This window comes from Acetilactobacillus jinshanensis, from assembly GCF_004359375.1.
GTDB classification, from domain to species: Bacteria; Bacillota; Bacilli; order Lactobacillales; family Lactobacillaceae; genus Acetilactobacillus; species Acetilactobacillus jinshanensis.
Genome location: NZ_CP034726.1, coordinates 1,141,212 through 1,159,178, shown reverse-complemented (window position 1 = coordinate 1,159,178; position 17,967 = coordinate 1,141,212). Strand labels below are relative to the sequence as shown.

Here is a 17,967-nt window from a genome sequence, read left to right as displayed (position 1 = left end):
TATTTAATTGTTTTGGTAATTAATTTATATCCATGGTTAAACGCACAAACCGTCCCCGTTCCAATCATCCGTTAATTTAAGATTAGCGGATGATTTTTTCTGATAAAGATAACGAATTAACCAGAGTTAACCTAAATAATCAAAAGGTTTTCGGGTTACCAATCTTGTTATCTTATAGGTGATATAGAAAGGGAGCGGTTAGTAATGAAATGATTAGGACTGACCCGGCTAGAAAGGATCGTAATAATTTTATCTGGAGATTAATCATCTTCTCAATTTTATTGTTTGGCCTGTTTTGCATTGCGTTTCTATTATCTGTAATCTGAAAGGTAATTATCTTATGGATAAATGTGATCATTTCCTGGAGTTCATATTGTATTCAGTTACATTATTAATTCTTTTAGACATCCTTTATATAGCGATCTAGTTTAAAAATGAAGATACATATCCACCCTAAACAATATGCATCAAATTACCTTAGATTCTCCTTGAAAAACGTCTGGTTATTAAATCAGGCGTTTTTTCTACATGAAAAATAACCTGGCTTTATGAAGTCAGGTTATTTTTGGATTGGGAGATGTTTGTTAACTATTCAACGGAACGCTTGGTACTGGTTCGCCAGTCATAAAAGATCCAGGCAAACGCAATGAAGGCAACGGGCCCAACGAATGCCCAGAATTCATCTACATAATCGTGTAAGATTAATGGCTGAACGAAGCTGAAGATAACCCCAAAGACCAGCACGAACAGAACAACGATCGTTGCGCACCAGGTCGAGAATTTACTATGGAAAGCCACGTATGGTCGATCAAGATGAGCAACTTCCTTGAAGAACGGAAAGGCTAGAATAACTGGGATGTACTGTGCCGTTGAAGCAACGTTCGACATATCAGTTAAGATCTGAAACAGTTCCTTAGCGCTGTTACCACCGAATGAGATGAAGAATAAGACAGCACAAACGATAATACCTTGAATCGTCATGGCACGGCTTGGCATCCCATGTTTATTTAAATGCAGGATCCATTTCGGCCAAATCTTAGTGTTGGAGCCAAACATGAAGGATTTAAGTGGTGAGTACAATAGGACGATGTAACCACCAATCCCGGTGATCACCGTCGCGATCCCGGAAAAGATTACTAAGCCATGTCCAACGGCTGCTGACAATGACGTTGACCAGCCTAGGGCGGCACCAAGACTTAAACCTAGGTTATACATTAAAACGTACGCAACGTTACCGATCGTGACGCTGCTTTTACCCATTACAGATTTCCAATTAACGACAGCTCCGCAAAGGATGATACAGATCATGTACAGCAGAACGGTAAACACGACCGAGATCAGAACGCCACGTGGGAAGTTTTTACCGGGATTCTTTAAGTGGTTAATAACACCGCTGACGGCTTCGACACCAGCATATGAAAAGATCGCGTAAACTACGAATGACATGATTGAAGCCGTTGATTTAAACTGCGGATTCGGTGAGAATAAAAAGCTTTTGACACCCGAAATTGGCTGGGCCAACTGACCATGATTTAAAATAATTAATAGAATTGAGAGTAAGCAAAAGACGATGGGTAGAATAATTACTAACACACCACCGATTGTCGTAGCCCAGGTAATCTTATCCAGGCCCTTAATAGCAATAAACGTCGTAACAAATACAAAAGCCAGTGACATGATCCCTAGGCACTGTGTACTGGTAAGATTACCGATGAAATGCCAGTGCTGAGTAGTATCACGGCCGAAGATTCCGGCAGATGCTGATACCCAAAGGTTCGGCACCGCTTGAATTAGCGAAATCACCCAAGTCGATAGCCACATAAACGTACCAATAAAGGCCCAGCGAGAACCGATCCCGGCTTCAATCCAGTTATAATACCCACCGGACTTAGTCTTTAATGCTGAGCCGTATTCAGCAAACATTAACGACGACGGTAGAAAGAACGCCAACGCACCAACAATGTACCAAATAATACTCGCGTAGCCCATCTGTTCATAAGCGATTGGGGCGTTACTAAAGCCAAACGTCGTGGACAGAATCATTAGGACTAACGCGGTTAATGAAATCTTTTTTCCTTTATCCATTGGTCATCAAATCTCCTCAATAACCCACACAATTTACAAGAAACGTAATTCAGTTGAACGCCCAAAATTAATAATAGATAAGCCGAATGTGGATCCAAAGGGATTTGACCGAAACGGGGAAATAGACACAATTGAGGACAAAATTGACAGTCAAAAAAGCATTCGTAAATTATTAATTACGGATGCTTTTGATTTAGATTGAAATAAGATTAGATCCAGAAAAGAAGGGTGCAGATTATTAATATTGCTAAGATCGTCAAGTTGGCCATTTCGGTTCCCGTCATGTGAACATCAGAATTTAGTTCCTTATTCAGTTTAGCCGTGTTAATCCGTTGCCAAACTGAATTTACTTTTGGCAGGTAACCTGGCCAACGATTCTTCATAAAAATATTCATAATGCACGCCTCCTGCAAGATTCAAAATGAGATATTAGAAATATTGTGAACCATAGCCATAATTACGATTATAGAAGCTTTGGCATCGCTTCCATAATCTATAATACACTAATATTTATCACTAGCAAGAATGAGTGCTAACATAATTGAATTTTATTAAATTTGACTTACTAAAAGATAGTGATAATATTAAAAGTGAAGTTTGAAGTAACGATTAATTAAAAAGGTAGTGAATAAGTTATGATTAGTCTTAATATGTGCTGTTGTTGTTTGGCTAATGTTAATGCTAATCATGACCATTTGCGCAACAAATAATTATCGTTAATTATTTGAAAATTAGGTTTTAATAAACAAAAAGCGTCGTGAATTAGTGTTAACGATCATCATTAATCCACGACGTTTTTTTCGTTGCTTTGAACTTCAAAATTCAGATTAAAAGGGGATCTGTATGAAATGAAGTTCTTTAGAAAGTTAGGAAAGTAGCTTTAGTGCTTTTAGGTGTATTCGGCACGGGTGCTATTTTAACAGCTTGTGGCGCTCAAAGTACAGCGAGTTCTGAATTAGTTCATCCCCATCATTTAACGATCGGGATGGAAGCCATGCTGCCGCCGTATTCCTACCGAAGTACTGGCGGTCACGTTAAAGGCTTTGATGTTGATCTAAGTCATGCGATTTCTAAACAGTTAAAGTTAAAGACGAACGTTAAAACCACGAAGTGGAGCGGCTTAATTGCTGGCTTAGGGAGCCATAAGTTTGATGGTGTGATTGATAATATTACGTATACTCCAGAACGAGCTAAATCGTTTAATTTCTCGAAACCGTACGCTTATTCACCGTACATGCTGATGGTCAATAAGAAGTACCCAATTAATAATGTTCATCAACTTAAAGGCAAGACGTTTATGGAAGGTGTCGGTACCGATAACCAGTTTGTAGCCCGTAAATGGGGTGCTCATACTAAACCAGCCACTAGTTTTGCCGAAATCATGCTAGCCGTTAAGGAAGGCCGTGTCCAAGGGACCATTGATTCCGTTCAGGCTTGGAAAGCTTACGCTAAGAGCAATAACACCAGTAAGATCAAAGCCTACCCAATTCCAGAATCAACTCAGGCACCCGCTAAGATTTCGGTTCTTTTTAACAAGCATGACCCGGCTTTACAGAAGAAGGTCAATAAAGTCTTAGCTAAGTTACGTAAGAACGGAACTTTGAGGCGCTTATCCGAAAAGTACTTCCATACGAACATTACCGTTAAGAAGCAGCAAATGTGATTAATAATAAGATATTGCTTTAAACACCTGATCGATCGTCAGGTGTTTTTTGTTGCCACAGGTCGTTGAACATAAAAAGTTTAAAGCGTTTTCATAAACCATTGCTTTTCATGTTCATTTTATTTTAGAATTAGAAGTATTGAACACAAATATAAAAATACGAAAGGAATAATTTTATGCATTTCGCGTTGTGGCAATATTTAATTATGTTGCCGATTGGTATCCTGGGCGGAATTGTTTCCAGCTCAGTTGGGATGGCCTCGTTAGTTACGTATCCCGCATTGCTTTACTTGGGTGGAATTCCTCCGGTAACCGCGAACGTTACTAACACGTCATCAATGATCTTCTCCGGTTTTGGATCGATTTTTTCGTCTTTACCTGAATTAAAAGGCCACGTTAAGGAAACCATCAATGCATTAATTTTGACGTTAATTGGTGGTATCGGTGGTGTTTATGCTTTATTAGCTGCACCTAAGAAAGATTTTGAATTTGCCGTGCCGTGGTTCATTTTAGTTAGTGCACTTTTGATCTTATGGCCCAAGAGTAAAAAGGCTGGCCAAAAGAAGTTAATTCACAGTAAAAAAGGCATGGTAATTGCACTTACCATTACGTTCTTAATCTACGGTGCTTACTCAAGTTACTTTTCAGCCGGTGCAGGTGTCTTAGCATTAGGAATCTTAGCATTTATTTCAACGGAACCATTCCCAGTTTATAATGCCATTCGTAACGTTGCCGCATTATCGGCTAACGTAATCAGTATCGTGATCTTTACTTTAAAGACGACGGTTTACTGGAGCATCGCGTTACCACTAGGGATTGGGATGATGATCGGTGGTTACATTGGACCGGTAATCGTCCGTTACGTTCCCGAAAAAGTGATGAAGTTGACCGTTGGAATCCTAGCTTTAGGCTTAAGTGCTTACTTCTTCTACACAACTTATTAATTCAAAATTTCCAAAATAAAATGACGCTTGATTATTTATAATCAAGCGCCATTTTTTTAATGATGGAGTGACAGCTTATTTAATGATTTTGGGATTCATAGTGAACGTTGTCGGCAATCATTCTTCTAGCACGATGGTAAATCCCGTAATGATACATTACGGTTGAAAGAACCAAGAAGAGTAATGGACCGGCGACCGTCCAGAATGCGGTAGAGTACTGACCTTGCATAATTGGCATGATGACGTTGAATACAACGGCGATCGTCATGGCAACAAATAGAATGGTAACGATGGTATAAACAGAACGCATACTGTGGAAGAATACGATAGGTCTTTCAAGATCGTGACGCTTCTTGAAGTGGACGAAACCAAAGACGATAAAGAAGTAAGGAACGACGGCACCAACGTTACCCATATCAACGATGATCTGGTAGAACTGCTGACCATTATGACCAGAAATGGATACGAATAACAGAGCAACTACGATGATGCCACATTCAATCCACATTGCGCATGCTGGCATCCCGTGTTTATTAAAGTGGGCAACTTTGTTTGGCCAGAGGTCTTTTGATGATCCGGCAATCAAACCTTTAACTGGTGAGTAAATTCCAACGGTCAATAGACTTAACAGTGGAATTAAAGAACCGATTGAAAGGATTCGAACTAGGTTCTGACCTAATGAAGCACCAACGGATGGTGATAAGCCAAAGGCTTGGGCCATGCCAACACCTAAGTGGTTGAACATTGCGAAACCATTGTTATAAAGGTTAACGCCTTTAACGCCTAAGACTTTCTTCCAGTTGGTACCCATACCACAGACGAACATACCAACGGCATAGAGTACCATCATAATGCCGGCGACCCACATCATAGCGCGGGGATAATCTTTACGTGGGCTTCTTAATTTATCAATGAAACCACTGGATGCTTCTAAGCCACTGTATGCAAACATTGCGTAAATAATGAACGATACGATGGCTAATGGTGACTGGAATTGCGGATTCGGTGAATGAATAAATGATGAAGCACCGTGGATTGGCTGTGAAAAGGCCCCATGGTTAGAAATAAAGATAATAACGGAAGCAATAATGAAAATAGCGATCACACTAAGTGAGATGATCCCACCGATCGTGGCGGTAACGGCAACCTTATGGAAGCCCTTGGTAGCGAAGTAGGTCGTTAAAATGATTAAAACGATTCCCATCAGGGCTTCAATTTCGTTCCCATCAAAGGGACCAAAGTGCCAGCTTTGCGAAGTATCACGGCCCAGGATTAAACCAGAAATGTTAATTCCTAAGCCAGAAACGTTTTGTAACAAGTTGATTAGAATTAAACCAATCCAGACGAAGGTCCCGATAAAGGCACCTCGTTCACCGATGGAATTGATTAACCAACTGTAAAATCCACCATGATCTTTTCTTAATGATCCACTATATTCGGCAAAAATCATGGCCAATGGAAATAGGTAAATAATCGCGGTAATAATGTACCAAATAATGCTGGCATAACTCATCTGGTTATAACCAGTAATAATGTTACTGAAACCGAATTCAGTCGCAATAATAATCAGAACTAGGCTCCAGCATGAAATTCGCTTGTCTTTCTGATTCGACATAATTTAATCTTCCTCAAATAAAGCATTTATCTACTAAATAATCTCTAAACTAAAAAATTCTTGATAATAACGATGGTTCTGAAATTGGGTCAGATGATTTAGCGATATTAACGTCACGTGGTAAATCCTGATCTTCAAGAACGTTTCTGAGGTCAATGTAATCTTCTTTATTCAGGCATCGGTGACGGCTGACCAATACCGCAACGTACAAGTTATAGCCATGCTTGGAATTAAGATAAAAATGACTGACCTTGCGCATTAATGGGTACAGACATTTCGCTTTTTTACGGTCACTAAGTGAAACGGATAGCGTTCGAACTGCTAATTGGACTATGTCTTTATTTCCGTTTGCATTCTTAGCGGCTAGCTGGAAATCTTTATGTAGATAATCATTAAAAATCTTCAACTTATGGTGTAATTCAGACATATAACATCATCTCCTGATTTATTAATAATTATAAGTCAAGAGATTTAAGGATAGTATTAAAAAGGGTAATATATTTCGAATTAATTGTAATTATGTTTCTTAACAGTAAGCTAAATTGGGACCGCGCCAGTCTTTACTTCACTTCTAGTGAGACAGAAAAATCTCCGTTATATAAATTAATCTAATTTATATAACGGAGATCATAATGGAAACTTGTTCGGATTATTAATAATAACTCAAGCCTTTCTAGCTTTCATTGAATTTAAGCGATTATTTTCACGAGCATCTTTAAAGTCGTAGCAGAAACTGATTGCTTTAACGAATGCGTAATTAACGGGTAACGTAATTAAGATGATTAAAAATGCTAATGCTGATAAAGTCATAACAACTCAACCTTTCTTTACTAATTATTACATTCAACTCATTTCTTCTTTACAATCGTTATAATATAGTAATAATTTGTAAAATGCAATAATTTTAATTAAATATCTATTAATAATTAATTTGTCTTTATAATTATTCTAAAGTAGTGTAACATAGTATGTGATATAATTATCAAGTAATAATATCGATAAAGGAGGTCGAAGAGATGACACCAAAAGAAATTAAAGCTTATCAACATTCTCTAAAGGTCTTAAAGGGGCACCACATTCGGATTACTCCGCAGCGTCAGTTACTGCTCAGATATTTAATCTGTAATCATACGCATCCAAGTATCGATCAGATTCATAAAGCTCTCAGCCAACAAATGTCCAACATGAGTGTCGCAACGCTCTATAATTCTCTGGACCTTTTCAATAAATTGGGCCTGACGATTTCTCTTCCTGGTAAGGATAATCGAGTTCGATTTGATTACTTCGGCAAACCTCACTTTCATGCCATTTGTAAACGATGCGGAAAAATCTTTGATATCTTTGATAAAAACTACCCAGAGTTAAACGAACGTTTAAAGAAATTGGCTAAGGATCAAGCTGATTTCGATTTTGCTGAGAGTAAAGTTGAGATCTTTGGATTATGCTCGAAATGTAAAAAAGAATTAAGCAAGAAAAATTAATTAACATTTGCGATATAATTTATTTAGGTCATGACCATAATCATGGCCTTTTTATTTGCTAAATTTAGAGGGAATACCATTGAGTCATTTACCAACGTGGAAACGGAATTTATATGTATTATTACCGGGGACGTTTATTACCAGCGTTGCCTTTGGTGAATTCTTTCCGTTTATGAGTTTATACGTTAATCAACTTGGATCTTATACCAAGGGTCAGTTATCCATCCTGAGTGGAATTGTCTATTCGATTACATCCTTGGTTGTCATGTTAACGGCTTCCTTCTGAGGCCATTTTGCTGATCAGCACGGCCGTAAATGGATGATTCTGCAAACTTCGTTGGGTTCCGCAGTAACGATTGCGTTAATGGGGATGATTCATAGTGCCTGGGCCTTTATCTTTTTACGTGGTCTCCAGGGCTTTTTTGGTGGTGTCATCCCTAATTCCACGGCCTTAATTGGAACTGAAGTTCCCAAGAAACATGCTCAGTATATCTTGAGCGTCTTTTCAATTGGTTTTACCAGTGGTGATTTAGTGGGCCCGTTAGTTGGTGGCCTTTTAGACCATTATTTTTCAATTCGTGATACGTTCTTCATCACGGGATTACTGCTGTTCCTTTTCTTTATCATTGCTTTGATCTTTGTTAAAGAAGACTTTAAACCGAAAGCCGTTCATAAAACAAAATTTCGCTGGAATTTTATGCAGAGTTTTAACAACAAGCGCCTAATTGGTTGGATATTGATAACCACCGTCTTGGTTCAGATTGGAATCAACGTTGTTTACCCAATCATTACGTTATATATTAAGCAGCTCATGCATAACCACGGTCCTATTGCGATCGTTTCTGGGGTCGTTACCGCAATTCCTGGCATCTTTGACATGACGATGTCGCCGCTTTGTGGCAAATTAGGCGATAAATACGGAACGGGTAAACTGTTAATGATCGGTCTGATCTTATCCGGTTGCTGTTATATCCCGCAAGGTTTAGCCGTGGGTGTCTGGATGCTAGGGTGCGCTCGAGCCATTAACGGAATCGGTGACGCGATCGTATTTCCGTCAATTGATACGTTATTATAAAAAGAGACGTCTGCTAAAAACACCGGGATGGCGTTTAGTCTAAACATGGGTGCTCAAGCGATGGGAAGTAGCATGGTTGCCTTGTTAGGTGGCTTTATTACCAATCTCTTTAATTACAATGGTGCCTTTTATTTTGCCGGGATCATTCTTTTAGTTAACTACGTTTTGCTAAAGTGGCGAGTCCTGGAATTAAATAATGATTAATTTGGGACTTGAATAATAAACATAGTATGCTACACTTATTAATTGTCGAGAGGGTGGTGCCAATTCAAAACAATAATATTGGTTATTTAATCTATATAGCCCACGTTGTTTTAAGTAAATATTTCAACAATTCAATTCATAAAATTCTACCGACACTGACGGGTGTCCAGTTTACGATCCTAATCTATCTGTATTATCATCGTGATAAAATCGTAACCCAGCGCGAAATTACTGATTATTTACACCTTCGTCATCCTACGGTCCGTCACATCATTAAATTGATACTGAAGAAGCATTTGATTGTTTCTGGACCGTTACCAACGGATCATCGGCAGGTCCAACTAATGATTTCTAATAACGGTAATCAGTTAATTAAATCACATCTCCCAGCAATTAATCATGATTATCAGCAGATGAATCAAATCATTACTAATCACATGGATAAATCTTCAGTTCATAATTTAGAAGATTTATTAACACAGTTAATCAAAAATTTTGAAGAATAAAATTAATTTTTAAAATAAAATGTAGCATACTATATGTTTGGAGGTAGACTATGTCAAAAGATATCAACGGTGAAACTTATAGCCAGAAAATCTTGATGGAAATCGTTCTATCAGGAGCATTCGTGGCTTTATTAGCCGAAACTTTTTTAAACAATGGATTAACGACCATTATGAAATCACTTCAGGTCAGCCAAGCAACGGCACAATGGTTAAGTACCGCTTATCAATTAGTGATGGGACTGATGATCCCGTTATCCGCTTGGGTCTTCAATAATTTTAAAACAAAAGATAGTTACAAAGGGATGCTAGCGATCTTTACGTTTGGTTCGTTCGTCTGCTTTATTGCACCCAACTTTGCAATCCTATTAGTAGGGCGAATTATTGAAGCGATCGCCGCCGGTGCTTTAATGCCATTTATTCAAAACATTGTCTTGGCATTATTCCCACCCGAAAAACGTGGCTTAGGTTTAGGAATTACCGGTTTGGTAATTGCCTTTGCTCCAGCTACGGGTCCATCAATTGCTGGACTCTTACTGAAATTCTTTAACTGGCGAATCTTATTCTTGGTTTTAAGTGTATTATCAGGGATCGTCTTTTTAATTTCATTTAGCTATTCCAGAACTTTAAACAAGGTTCATCGTTCTAAGTTAGATTTCTTATCATTACTCTGGTCAACGATTGGTTTTGGTGGCCTGTTATATGCTTTCTCAGCAATTGGTAATTCTGGTCGAATTGACTTAGTTGAAACCATTACCTTTATCGTAGGAATTATCTTCATCGCTCTATTCTGCATTCGTCAGAATCACTTAACGAAACCCGTTGTCAGCATGAAGGTCTTCAAAAACGGGATCTTTAATCTTTCAACGATCTTAAGCACCTTGAGTAACTTTGCAATGTTAGGGATTGAATTAATCATCCCGTTATACCTACAGAACGTTCGTGGCTTATCAGCTTTAGATACTGGATTAATCTTAATTCCAGGTGCCGTATTAACAGGGATTTTTAATCCAGTTGCAGGTGTAATTTTCGATAAAATCGGTGCTCGTAAAGTATCAGTAATCGGTTTCGTATTGCTAACGTTAGGTACGGTTCCAATGTTAACGTTTGGAACTGAAACCAACATTATCTGGATCATGTCCTTGTATGCCTTACGTTTAGTCGGGATTACGTTTATCACGATGAACGACTTTACTGCAGGAATTAATGCATTGAATCCTAGATTAAAAGCTCATGGGAATGCCGCATCGTCTACCGTTAGACAGATTGGTAGTTCATTAGGGACCGCTTTATCAATTACGATGGTTACCCTAGGGATGAACTTCAATCATAACCTTGGCAAAATGAGTTCACTGGTTGTCGGCTACCACTGGGCATTCATGATGATGACGATCGTTGCTATAATCGGTTTAGTATTATCATTCTGGTTACCGAAGAAGGTCCAGAAAGCCACTAAATAGATAGCTTCCTTTTATCACAACAAGTTAGTAAGAGTCCTTACCGCAATGGTAAGGATTTTTATTTTATAATCAAAAGTAATATACTGTGAAATGTATCACAATTCTAGAGGCATCGTTTTTATGAATATTTTAATTGGACTAATCCCCGCGTTATTTTGGGGCTTAATGCCAATCGTCGTTACTAAATTTGGTGGGAAGCCCGTTAGTCAATTAATGGGTACTGTTTACGGCTGTTTGATCGTTGGGCTAATTTCTTATGCGATTATCAGACCAGACATCTCGATAATGACCTTTATCTGGTGCTTTATCGCTGGAGCCGGTTGGTCAATTTACTCAGTACTGTGCTTTTCCGAGGGTTGGGGTCTCGATCACGTTTCCGATGTATACAGGAATGCAACTAATTGGGACCACGATCGTGGGTGCCTTATTTTTCGGCTGTTGGCAAATGGCTGAAGCTAAAATGATTGGGATTATTGCGATTATCTTAATTATTATCGGGGTCTGCATGACTGCGTTTCATGAAAAGACTAATCACATTAGTCCCCATAATTTTAGGGTTGGTGTCTTATTAAGCGTTTTTGGTTCATTTGGCTTTATTGCCTGTAATTCATTGCCTAAAATTCCTAGTGCGTCAGGATGGGAAATGCTGTTACCATTAAGTCTGGGGATGTTATTTTCTGCAGGAGCGATTAGTTTATCGACGTCATCCATTCGTCAGCAACATCCATTTTGGAATGTTACCGTTTTTAGGAATCTATTAACTGGGATTATGTTTGGACTCGCTCAATGCGGATACTTCTTCTCGATGGAAGCAAACGGTTTGTCAACTGGATTCGTCCTTTCCCAGATGTGTGTGATTATATCGACGTTTGGCGGGATTGTTTTCCTACATGAACACAAGACTCATCACGAATTATTGCTGACCATTCTCGGTCTATTTCTGGTCCTGAGTGGCGGGATAATGATTAGTTTTATCTGTTGAAGTTACTACTAAATTAAAATCCTCCATAATTATTAATTTAATAATTATGGAGGATTTTTTTACATGAAAATAAAAGACTTAACTCCAATTAAATCTTGGGATTAAGTTTTCAATATAGTTTAGTTATTTTCGTTAAAATGATGACTGCAGTTAGCAACGCCTCTTGCGACAACAGTTAATGCTGCTACGCAAGCTACTGCTAAGATTGCTGCTGAAGAAAATGACATTCCTAATCACCTCGAACTTATAGAATATTGTTTTGATATCTGTATATTAACATAGTTCTTAATAAATGCAAAATTCGCTTAAAATGACTGGCTAGGCAGTGATAACCGCTTACATGCCTAAAAATAAAAGGATCCTGAAATTGATCAGTATCCTAACTTTATTTATTATTTTAATTTATTTGTTAATTTATTTTAAATAAGTCTTTAAATTCTGTTTCTCTTGATGATGATACCAAAGCCATGCGATTGCACTGAAAAACACGGGGCCGATAGCTGTCCAAAAGGCGGTAACGTAATCATGTTCAATCAATGGTTCCCAGATCGTAAATAGCATCCCAATTACCAACGTTGTTAATACGATCAATGAAATTACGTCAGTCGACCATTTAGTTTTAAAGAAAACAAACGGTCGTGTCAGGAACGTTTTTCGTTTGAAGAATGGGAATGCACCCACTAGAAACAAGTAGGGGAACGCCATTGATAAATTAGTCATGTCCGTTAAGATTAAGTAATACTTTTGGGAATCATGACCACCAAACGAAATCATCATTAAAATGACGATTACGATTCCTGCCTGAATCCACATAGCATTTGCGGGCATTTGGTGCTTATTTAATTTAACCAAGTTATACGGTAGTAAATGCTTTGAAGCTCCCATGATAAAGGATTTTAGTGGTGAATACAGTAATACAAAAAATGATCCACCGTAGCCAAGCCACAAACTTAAACCAGCAAACCGGTCAAAACTATTCCCGATAATTACTGAGGTGCCTGATGTAAGACCTAAACTTTTCCCTAGGGTGTAGCCTAGATTATTAATGATCACGTACAAAACATTACCCAGATTGACGTAGTTATTACCGAGAACCTTGGTCCAATTGGTACTAACTCCGCATAGGAAGATAGTTCCTGCATAGGTAACGGCAATCGCAACGGCACCAATTACGATCCCAAGCGGAAAATTTTGGGCTGGATTTTTTAATTTATCGATCATCCCACCTAACGATTCAATTCCACCGTAGGCAAACATAACGTAGGTGATGAACGAAATAATCGAGATCTTAGTCTGAAAGTTGGGATTCGGTGACTTAGTAAAATCAGTAACATTATGAAGGGGCTCTGCTAGCTGGCCATGATTAATTAGTAACAAAGCTAACGAAGCCAGGCAGAAGACAACGACCACCATTACAATGAACGATCCACCGATTGACGAGATTCGGGTGATGGACTTAATGCCCTTGCTATCACACCAGGTAACTAGTATCATCCATAAGATTGCCAAGACCCCGACGGTTGCAGTCGGACTTAAATCAAATATGTGCCAGGTTTGAGTACTGTCATGACCCGATAGTAACGTCGAAAACGGGATCCAGATTTTGGGCGACATCGAGATCATCCAGACGATCCACGAGGCGTACCAGGTGAATGTCCCGATAAACGCAGTCTTTTCACCAACGGAACCCTTTAACCAAGAGTAGATCCCACCATGTTCGTCTTTGAATGCCGAACCATATTCGGCAAACATCAGTCCACAGGGGAGAAAGAAAATCACGGCCATCAACAGATACCAGATAATACTGGAATAGCCCATCTGACGATAGGCGATCCCGGTATTATTGAAGCCGAAAGTCGAGATTAAAACCATTAAGACAAAGCTGAAAAGCGAAATTTTAGTTGCTTTATTTTTCAAATTAATCCCTCATCATAAATTCAGATCCTGGTGATAGTTTAGCGGTGAATAATCGGCTGCTAAAGCTATCAGATGACCCGTGAGTTTACGGTAGTCTTTGATTGCTAATTTAGCTTCGCCATTACTAACTTTATTAACTAATTTAACGAGCTGATCTGATGATAACTGCTTAGCATTAGCATCAACATCTTTAATGGAGTTTAAGTAATGAATATTCAGTTTAGCCTGAAGAGCTTCTAACTGCGGATTAAATTGTAGGTAATGACTGTCGACCATGATGCCGGCCAATTTAAAGGCCCAGTAAGCAGAATTGTGCTTGTAATCATGGACACCGTAATGGTAAGCGGTTGGTGTTCCGGTAATTCCACTGAAGAACGGGACGTAGGTACTTTGAGCGGCAACGCCCATGGCTAACCAGTGGATCCCAGTGGTTTCCTTTGGCTGATTTGGACGCATCTGCATGATGTGAGATTCTTGAGTCTTAGCTAAGCTGATTGGACGGAACCGTTTTCGATCCTGAGGCTTGCCTTCACCAACTGGATCGTACTTAGTACCTTGATAATGGGATGCTAAGAAGGCTTCAGCATCGTTAATCGATAATTTACGATGACTCTTTCTGATGAATGGCAGGTTCTGACTCTGCGGATCCTGCTGAATTTCAGGATTGAACATCTTTTGACCATACCAAACCCGTGGCGTGTTGTAATAAGTATCAGCTAAGGTATGCGTCCCGAAGATTTGACGGAAATTGAAGTTACCGTGAGTACTTGGGTTAAGGTGATACTTATTGACGAATTCACGAATGTGTGGAGCCCACATAAAGTTATTTGGATCGTTGAAATCAATATCTTGGATTGCGGACTGGTTAGCGATTACTGCGTAGTAATCATCGGGGATCCGTTCAGCGACCCACTGGTGACCACCACCGGTTTCCATGTACCAAGCGGAATTCTTATCAGCAAATAAAATACCGTTGGATTCGTCGGTACCGTACTTCTCGATGATTTTGCCTAATCGTTCGATGCCTTCACGCGGTGTTTTAATGTATGGCAAGACGACCGTAATCATGGCTTCTTCACCAATGCCGTCTTTAACTAACGGATCAACGCCCAAGACGGTTTCGTTACTGTAAGTACTTTCGGTAGCACTCATGGCAACGTTATATTCGTTGATACCGTCTTCTTCAAACAGACCATATTTTTTGGTCCATTCAGGGGTTGCGTCATATTTAAAGCGAACTTTTGGTAACGTTAATTTAAATTTATTATCAGATGATTTAAAAACGGGATTCGATTTTGATTCATGATGCGGATGAACAATATAATGTTTCGGCCAGGCGGCTCTTGCGTCTTCGTTACGACCGATCATTACAGATCCGTCAGTACTAGCCTTTTTACCAATTAAAATACTGGTACATGCAGAATATTTTTGAGCGTCCATATTGTTTCCTTCTTTATTTATATATGTAACCATGCTAGTATTTTACCAGATTTACGTAATCATTGTTAACCAAAGAAGCGGTTAAGTAAATTAAAAAGAGGAATTAACATGAATAAACAACGTTACATCATGGTAATTGATGAGGGGACAACTAGCGCCCGTGCCATCGTTTTTAATCATCAGGGTAATATTGTGTCGATGAGTCAAAAATCAATCAAGCAATACTTCCCACATCCCGGCTGGGTTGAACAGGATCCCGTTGAGATCTGGAAAGATGTTGAAAGTGCACTTATCGAAGCGTTAATTAAAAAGAATATCGAACCATACCAGATTCAATCGCTTGGGATTGCGAATCAACGTGAAACTGCAGTGGTCTGGAATAAAGATACTGGGAAGCCAATCTGCAAAGCAATCGTTTGGCAATCTAAGCAGACCAGTAAAATTTCGGACCAGATTAAAGAGGCTGGTTACTCAAAAATGATCCACCATAAAACTGGCCTGATCATTGATTCCTATTTCTCGGCAACTAAATTAAAATGGATCCTGGATCACGTTCCTAATGCCCGGGAAGATGCCGAAGCTGGTAAGTTATTGTTTGGAACGGTCGACACCTGGCTACTATGGAATTTAACGGGTGGCAAGGTTTTCGCTACGGATTATTCCAACGCTAGTCGAACCATGATGTTTAATATTCATACGCTGAAGTGGGATCCCCAGATATTACGGCTACTGAAGATTCCTTCACAGATGTTACCTAAAGTTTACCCGTCTGATCATTTATACGGTCATACGGGTGATTATACATTTGAAGGCTTAAAGATCCCGATTACTGGGATTATGGGTGATCAGCAGGCTTCTTTATTCGGGCAACTAGCTTTGTCTCCAGGAATGGTCAAAAATACATATGGTACCGGTGCTTTTATCATGATGAATACCGGTGAAAAGCCAATTTTATCCGATAACGGCTTAATCACAACGATTGCCTACGGGTTTGACGGCAAAGTGAATTACGCTTTGGAAGGTAGTATCTTTGTTGCCGGATCCGCAATTCAATGGCTTAAAGATGGGATGCGAATTATTAACGATCCCGGTGAATCCGAAGTTATGGCCAGAGAAGCACCCAATCATTGCGGTGTCTACGTAGTTCCAGCATTCAGTGGATTAGGTGCTCCTTATTGGAACCAGCAGACCCGCGGTGCCGTCTTTGGCTTAACTCGGGGGACAACCCGTGAAGAGTTTGTTAAAGCAACTCTAAATTCCTTAGCTTATCAGACCAAAGACGTTTTAAGAACCATGCAAAAGGATACCCATATCGACTTGAAGAACCTGAACGTCGATGGTGGCGCAACCAAAAATGATTACCTAATGCAGTTCCAAGCTGATCTATTAGGAATTCCAATTCATCGAGCGGTCGTCAGTGAAGTTACGGCTCTTGGGATCGCTTATCTATCGGGTCTTGCTTCTGGATATTGGAAAGACCTTGACGAAGTTAAGCGCTGCGGTGAAAAGCGGGATGAATTTAAGCCCAAGATGAGTGTTAAGGAACGTAATCATTACTACTTAGGCTGGTTGAATGCCGTTAAAGCGGCTCAGGTTTTTAAGGGAATTAAATATTAGAATACAAAAAATGGCCTTGTGATTTAATAATTATCACAAGACCATTTTTAGTCCTTAAAGAATAATATTTAATAAGGTAAACCGAGATAACTCTTTAGGTAACGGGCGACCCCGTCATGATCGTTATCATATTCAGTTACATCATCAGCGACGGCCTTAACATCAGGCAGACCGTTCTTCATGGCGACTCCATGGCCAACGAACTTCAGAGTGTTGTAATCATTATCCTGATCACCAAAGGCGATGATGTCCTTGTTGGCGATGTGATAATACTTAGCTAGTTTCTTGATTCCGGTTACTTTGGTAACGTTCTGCGCTGCGATTTCGATTACGTTTAAACTGCCACCCCAGACGGCCGGTTTAACAATTCCTTTATAATTAGTCCGCAGATATTTAGTAACCAATTGCATACAAAACGGCTGGACTTGAACCGCTAGGCATACCGGGTCGAAGTTGATGTTATCTTGCGTTAAGATCTGACCCGATTTTAAACGTGACGGAAAGTAATCCAGGGTTTCACGGGCTAATTTAGCATTTGAAGGCTTGTTGGCCATTAAATGCGAACGGTCTTCGGCAGCCATTAGATTAAGGCCCAATTCACGCTGGCGTTTAAAAATGGTGTTAACGATGTGACGATCAAAAGTGATTTGGTAGGCTCCTGGCCACTTTTCGCCGGGGATTAAACCTAAACCACCGTTAAAGGTGATTAACGGACTGGTCAAACCAAGTCGCCGGTAAAAGGGCATCGCGATTCGGTACGGTCTGCCGGTGATGATACTAACGATGTTACCGAGGCTGGCCGCTTCTTGAATGATGTATCGAGTGGTATCAGTAATTTTTGAGTCAGAATTTAAAGTCGTTCCATCTAGGTCTAAAATAATTAATTTTCGATTCATCTGTATCATCTCGTTTAATAGAAAGTTTATAATAGCGCTTGTAAAAACATTATCATAAATAATGTTTTCGATTGTGTCAAACATT

At 39.3% G+C, this 17,967-nt stretch carries 17 protein-coding genes and 1 pseudogene; 10 read left to right on the top strand and 8 right to left on the bottom strand.

Going from position 1 to position 17,967, the window contains the following annotated elements; translation table 11 throughout:
• Positions 1–588: 588 nt before the first annotated feature.
• Together yjeM (ELX58_RS05395) and ELX58_RS05390 are read right to left on the bottom strand one after the other, a co-directional pair.
• Entirely contained in the window at positions 589–2,085 is a 1,497-nt protein-coding gene (gene yjeM / locus ELX58_RS05395; RefSeq protein ID WP_133442133.1) for a glutamate/gamma-aminobutyrate family transporter YjeM, read from the bottom strand.
• A gap of 209 nt (positions 2,086–2,294) precedes the next feature.
• Positions 2,295–2,480, bottom strand: coding sequence for a hypothetical protein (locus ELX58_RS05390; protein ID WP_133442132.1), 186 nt, complete (start codon positions 2,478–2,480; stop codon positions 2,295–2,297).
• Positions 2,481–2,968: 488 nt separating this feature from the next.
• On the opposite strand from ELX58_RS05390, the gene ELX58_RS05385 reads away from it, so the two are divergent.
• Both ELX58_RS05385 and ELX58_RS05380 read left to right on the top strand, forming a co-directional pair.
• Entirely contained in the window at positions 2,969–3,748 is a 780-nt protein-coding gene (locus ELX58_RS05385; RefSeq protein WP_133442131.1) for a transporter substrate-binding domain-containing protein, read from the top strand.
• A 176-nt stretch (positions 3,749–3,924) separates the two neighbouring features.
• On the top strand, positions 3,925–4,692 hold the full coding sequence (locus ELX58_RS05380) for a sulfite exporter TauE/SafE family protein (protein WP_133442130.1): 768 nt from the start codon (positions 3,925–3,927) through the stop codon (positions 4,690–4,692).
• A gap of 79 nt (positions 4,693–4,771) precedes the next feature.
• Here the strand turns inward: ELX58_RS05380 and yjeM (ELX58_RS05375) are convergent, their stop codons facing one another.
• From yjeM (ELX58_RS05375) to ELX58_RS07950, 3 genes are all read right to left on the bottom strand, one after another.
• Entirely contained in the window at positions 4,772–6,307 is a 1,536-nt protein-coding gene (gene yjeM, locus ELX58_RS05375) for a glutamate/gamma-aminobutyrate family transporter YjeM (RefSeq protein ID WP_133442129.1), read from the bottom strand.
• A 49-nt stretch (positions 6,308–6,356) separates the two neighbouring features.
• On the bottom strand, positions 6,357–6,734 hold the full coding sequence (locus ELX58_RS05370; protein WP_133442128.1) for a hypothetical protein: 378 nt from the start codon (positions 6,732–6,734) through the stop codon (positions 6,357–6,359).
• 236 nt (positions 6,735–6,970) lie between these two features.
• Complete coding sequence (locus ELX58_RS07950) at positions 6,971–7,117, bottom strand: hypothetical protein (protein WP_162614665.1); 147 nt, start codon at positions 7,115–7,117, stop codon at positions 6,971–6,973.
• Positions 7,118–7,323: 206 nt separating this feature from the next.
• Here ELX58_RS07950 and ELX58_RS05365 point away from each other — a divergent pair, with 206 nt between their 5' ends.
• The 7 genes and pseudogenes from ELX58_RS05365 (at position 7,324) to ELX58_RS05335 (ending at position 12,012) form a co-directional block, all read left to right on the top strand.
• Positions 7,324–7,788, top strand: a complete 465-nt coding sequence (locus tag ELX58_RS05365) for a Fur family transcriptional regulator (protein WP_133442127.1) — start codon at positions 7,324–7,326, stop codon at positions 7,786–7,788.
• 79 nt (positions 7,789–7,867) lie between these two features.
• On the top strand, positions 7,868–8,074 hold the full coding sequence (locus ELX58_RS05360; protein WP_133442126.1) for a hypothetical protein: 207 nt from the start codon (positions 7,868–7,870) through the stop codon (positions 8,072–8,074).
• 33 nt (positions 8,075–8,107) lie between these two features.
• Complete coding sequence (locus ELX58_RS05355) at positions 8,108–8,863, top strand: MFS transporter (RefSeq protein ID WP_133442125.1); 756 nt, start codon at positions 8,108–8,110, stop codon at positions 8,861–8,863.
• A gap of 27 nt (positions 8,864–8,890) precedes the next feature.
• The gene (locus ELX58_RS07945) at positions 8,891–9,067 is read left to right on the top strand and encodes a multidrug efflux MFS transporter (protein ID WP_162614664.1); all 177 of its coding nucleotides are present in this window, start codon (positions 8,891–8,893) and stop codon (positions 9,065–9,067) included.
• A 56-nt stretch (positions 9,068–9,123) separates the two neighbouring features.
• Positions 9,124–9,573, top strand: coding sequence for a MarR family winged helix-turn-helix transcriptional regulator (locus tag ELX58_RS05350; RefSeq protein WP_162614663.1), 450 nt, complete (start codon positions 9,124–9,126; stop codon positions 9,571–9,573).
• A 50-nt stretch (positions 9,574–9,623) separates the two neighbouring features.
• A complete protein-coding gene (locus ELX58_RS05345; protein ID WP_133442123.1) occupies positions 9,624–11,030 on the top strand; it encodes an MDR family MFS transporter in 1,407 nt (468 codons plus the stop codon).
• Positions 11,031–11,120: 90 nt separating this feature from the next.
• Positions 11,121–12,012 (top strand): annotated as a pseudogene (locus ELX58_RS05335) (GRP family sugar transporter).
• 414 nt (positions 12,013–12,426) lie between these two features.
• On the opposite strand, the gene yjeM (ELX58_RS05330) reads toward ELX58_RS05335, so the two are convergent.
• On the bottom strand, positions 12,427–13,929 hold the full coding sequence (gene yjeM, locus ELX58_RS05330; protein ID WP_133442120.1) for a glutamate/gamma-aminobutyrate family transporter YjeM: 1,503 nt from the start codon (positions 13,927–13,929) through the stop codon (positions 12,427–12,429).
• Between the two features lie 12 nt (positions 13,930–13,941).
• On the bottom strand, positions 13,942–15,369 hold the full coding sequence (locus tag ELX58_RS05325; RefSeq protein WP_133442119.1) for a C69 family dipeptidase: 1,428 nt from the start codon (positions 15,367–15,369) through the stop codon (positions 13,942–13,944).
• Positions 15,370–15,477: 108 nt separating this feature from the next.
• Between ELX58_RS05325 and glpK the strand changes: the two genes are divergently transcribed.
• Complete coding sequence (gene glpK, locus ELX58_RS05320; RefSeq protein WP_133442118.1) at positions 15,478–16,986, top strand: glycerol kinase GlpK; 1,509 nt, start codon at positions 15,478–15,480, stop codon at positions 16,984–16,986.
• Between the two features lie 68 nt (positions 16,987–17,054).
• Here glpK and ELX58_RS05315 read toward each other — a convergent pair whose 3' ends face one another.
• Positions 17,055–17,882, bottom strand: coding sequence for a Cof-type HAD-IIB family hydrolase (locus tag ELX58_RS05315; protein ID WP_162614661.1), 828 nt, complete (start codon positions 17,880–17,882; stop codon positions 17,055–17,057).
• Between the last annotated feature and the right edge of the window lie 85 nt (positions 17,883–17,967).

Bases quoted from the DNA above. Each gene is read 5' to 3' on its own strand.
- yjeM (WP_133442133.1), bottom strand. From the start codon at position 2,085: ATGGATAAAGGAAAAAAGATTTCATTAACCGCGTTAGTCCTAATGATT.
- ELX58_RS05390 (WP_133442132.1), bottom strand. From the start codon at position 2,480: ATGAATATTTTTATGAAGAATCGTTGGCCAGGTTACCTGCCAAAAGTA.
- ELX58_RS05380 (WP_133442130.1), top strand. From the start codon at position 3,925: ATGCATTTCGCGTTGTGGCAATATTTAATTATGTTGCCGATTGGTATC.
- yjeM (WP_133442129.1), bottom strand. From the start codon at position 6,307: ATGTCGAATCAGAAAGACAAGCGAATTTCATGCTGGAGCCTAGTTCTG.
- ELX58_RS05370 (WP_133442128.1), bottom strand. From the start codon at position 6,734: ATGTCTGAATTACACCATAAGTTGAAGATTTTTAATGATTATCTACAT.
- ELX58_RS07950 (WP_162614665.1), bottom strand. From the start codon at position 7,117: ATGACTTTATCAGCATTAGCATTTTTAATCATCTTAATTACGTTACCC.
- ELX58_RS05365 (WP_133442127.1), top strand. From the start codon at position 7,324: ATGACACCAAAAGAAATTAAAGCTTATCAACATTCTCTAAAGGTCTTA.
- ELX58_RS05355 (WP_133442125.1), top strand. From the start codon at position 8,108: ATGATTCTGCAAACTTCGTTGGGTTCCGCAGTAACGATTGCGTTAATG.
- ELX58_RS07945 (WP_162614664.1), top strand. From the start codon at position 8,891: ATGGCGTTTAGTCTAAACATGGGTGCTCAAGCGATGGGAAGTAGCATG.
- ELX58_RS05345 (WP_133442123.1), top strand. From the start codon at position 9,624: ATGTCAAAAGATATCAACGGTGAAACTTATAGCCAGAAAATCTTGATG.
- ELX58_RS05325 (WP_133442119.1), bottom strand. From the start codon at position 15,369: ATGGACGCTCAAAAATATTCTGCATGTACCAGTATTTTAATTGGTAAA.
- glpK (WP_133442118.1), top strand. From the start codon at position 15,478: ATGAATAAACAACGTTACATCATGGTAATTGATGAGGGGACAACTAGC.
- ELX58_RS05315 (WP_162614661.1), bottom strand. From the start codon at position 17,882: ATGAATCGAAAATTAATTATTTTAGACCTAGATGGAACGACTTTAAAT.